At 74.2% G+C, this 2,730-nt stretch carries 5 protein-coding genes; all 5 read right to left on the bottom strand.

From position 1 onward, the window contains the following. A partial coding sequence (locus ACTUAL_RS25110) for a TIGR03557 family F420-dependent LLM class oxidoreductase (protein WP_440901981.1) occupies positions 1-574 on the bottom strand: 574 nt, incomplete at its 3' end. Positions 575-616: 42 nt separating this feature from the next. Continuing rightward, the gene (locus ACTUAL_RS25105) at positions 617-1,270 is read right to left on the bottom strand and encodes an HAD family hydrolase (protein WP_096496008.1); all 654 of its coding nucleotides are present in this window, start codon (positions 1,268-1,270) and stop codon (positions 617-619) included. 75 nt (positions 1,271-1,345) lie between these two features. Further along, positions 1,346-1,828, bottom strand: a complete 483-nt coding sequence (locus ACTUAL_RS25100; RefSeq protein ID WP_440901980.1) for a GNAT family N-acetyltransferase — start codon at positions 1,826-1,828, stop codon at positions 1,346-1,348. An 11-nt stretch (positions 1,829-1,839) separates the two neighbouring features. Further along, positions 1,840-2,220, bottom strand: coding sequence for a hypothetical protein (locus ACTUAL_RS25095; RefSeq protein ID WP_096496006.1), 381 nt, complete (start codon positions 2,218-2,220; stop codon positions 1,840-1,842). 24 nt (positions 2,221-2,244) lie between these two features. Further along, positions 2,245-2,631, bottom strand: a complete 387-nt coding sequence (locus ACTUAL_RS25090) for an STAS domain-containing protein (protein ID WP_440901979.1) — start codon at positions 2,629-2,631, stop codon at positions 2,245-2,247. Positions 2,632-2,730 lie beyond the last annotated feature (99 nt).

Here is a 2,730-nt window from a genome sequence, read left to right as displayed (position 1 = left end):
GCTCCACCGCCACCATCACGTCCGCCAGCGGCGCGAACGCCTGCACCGACTGCGACCCCGACACCGCGACCGCGATCGGCACCCGCTTCTCCGGCAGGTCCCACAGCTTCGCCGAGTCCACCCGGAAGTGCTGGCCCGCGTAGTCCGAGTACCCGCCGTCGAACAGCTTGACGATGATCTCCAGCGCCTCGCGCAGCATCTCGTGCCGCACGTTCACCGGCGGCCACCCCTGCCCGACCACGTGCTCGTTCAGGTTCTCGCCCGCGCCGAGCCCGAGCGTGAACCGGTTGTCCGACAGCAGCTGCACCGTCGCCGCCTTCTGGGCGACCACGGCCGGGTGATAGCGCATCGTCGGGCAGGTCACGTAGGTCATCAGCTCGACCCGCTCGGTGACCTGCGCGACCGCGCCCAGCACGCTCCACGCGTACGGCGCGTGCCCCTGCTCGGCCAGCCACGGCGAGAAGTGGTCGCTGATCACCTCGAAGTCGAACCCGGCCGCCTCGGCCCGCGCCGCGTGCCGGACCAGGTCCTTCGGCCCCGCCTGCTCGGTCATCAGGGTGTAGCCGATCCGCATGGGAGTTTCCTTCCGGGGGTGGGACGTCCGCTGGGCGGTGCGCTAGTCGAGCGGGGCGAAGGGCAGGTCGGTCAGGTCGGCGCGCAACCGGTCCAGGTCCTCGTACACGGAGGCCGCGCCCGCGCCGGTCAGCTCGGCCTCGCCGAACCCGCCGGTCCGCAGCGCCACCACCGGCAACCCGGCCCGCCCGGCCGCCTCGCAGTCCCACACCGAGTCCCCGACCACCACGGCCCGCCCGCCGCCGACCCGCTCCAGCGCCACCTCGATCAGGTCGGGCGCGGGCTTGCTCTCGGACACGTCGTCGGACGAGGTCGCGACCAGGTCCTCGGCGTCGAGCAGCCGCAGGTAGCGGGCCACGTGCTCGGCCTTGCCGGAGCTGGCGAGCACCACGGTCAGGTCCGCATCGACCGCCGCGGACAGCAGCCGCCGCGCGCCCTCGACGGGCTGGACCTCGTCGAGCATCGGGGCGAACTCCTCGACCCACGCGTCCCGGACGGCGTCCCCGTGCCGCTCCTCCACGTGCGCGCCCGCGACGGCGGCCACCAGCTTGTCCCCGCCCATGCCGATGGCGCGGTGCAGCTTCCAGGCGGGGACGGTGACGTCGAACCGCCGGAACGCGCGCGACCAGGCGAGGGTGTGGTGGTAGTTGGTGTCGACCAGCGTGCCGTCCACGTCGAGGACCAGGGTGTTGGACATGGGGTGTGGTTGCCCTGGTCGGGAGGGGGTTAACCGCGGGGAACCTCGCCCGTCCGGGCGGGCCCGCCCCGGCGCTCACACCGCCCGCGCCATGACCACCCGCGCGGCCGGGTCCAGCCCGTGCGACGCCTCCCGCGCCACCACCTCCCGCAGCCCCGGCCCCGGCTCCGCCACCTCCGCGAACCCCAGCCGCCGGTAGTACGGCGCGTTCCACGGCACGTCCCGGAACGTCGTCAGCGTCACCGCCACCAGGCCATCGCCGCGCGCCCACGCCCCCACGTGGTCCAGCAGCGCCGCCCCCAGCCGCTCACCGGCGCGCTCGGGGGCCGTGCACACCTGCTCCACGTGCGCCCCGCCGTCCACCACCGCGACCGCCACCCACGCCACCGGCTCCGGGTCCACCAGGACCCACACGCGCAGCGACGCCAGCACGGCCAGCGGCATCGGCTCGTCGTCCGCGACCTCCGGCATCCCGACCGCGCGGAACGCCTCACCGCCCCGAGCCTCGATCGCGCGCAGCGCGGGGAAGTCCTCGGGAGCGGCCACCCTGATCAGCACACCGCCGATCCTCAGTCCTGCGCCAGCTCCCGCTCAACCGATTTCCCGAGCGCCACCAGCAGCCGCGCCGCCAGCTCGCCCAGCTCCCCGTCCGGCACGCCGTCGCAGTCCAGCTCCAGCTGCACCACGCTCCCGCCGACCCCGGCCAGCTCCGCGCGCAGCCGCGCGCCGGGACCGCCCTCGGCCAGCGGCTCCCAGGTCAGCTCCAACCGGTCGAAGTCGGCGAGCACCCGGAACTGGCGCGGGCGCCCGGCCACCGACACGATCAGCACGTCCCCGTTGACCCCGACCACCGCCAGCGGTTCCGGCAGCCACTCGGCGAGCCTGGGCGGCTCGGCCGCCGCCGCGAACACCAGGTCCGGCAGCGCCCCCACCTCACCGCGCACCAGCACGTGCCCACCCCACTCGAAAGATCTTCAGGTCCCGGACTTCTGCTCAGGTACCCGAGGGGCCGGTGCGGAAACGGGCCTGCCGGACGCCGCCGAGGCGACGTCCGGGTAGTGCGGGAACAACCGGTCCAGGTCGGTGCGCACGAACACCCTGCGCACGTGCGGCGGCACGGCGGCCAGCCGCAGCCAACCGCCCGCCCGCTGCGCCCGCGCCCGCGTGCGCACCAGCAAGCTCATCGCCTGCGCCCCGCAGAACGACACCCCGGACATGTCCAGCACCACCCGGTCGCGGCCCTCCGCGATCAGCCGGTCCAGCTTCTCGAGCACCTTCCTGGCGCCCGTGAGGTCCAGCTCCCCGGCCACGTCCACCACCGCGCACCCGGTGCGGTGGGACTCGACCGACAACGCCAGCATCCCTGTTTCCCCTTCACGCCACTACGACCAACCCGTCATCCCCACCCACCACCGCCCGCTCCAGCAGCAGGCCCTCCTTGGTGGACCACGGGCATATCT

Source organism: Actinosynnema sp. (genome assembly GCF_052038725.1).
Note: the sequence above shows the minus strand (reverse complement) of the source record. Positions and strands in the feature narration are given on the sequence as shown.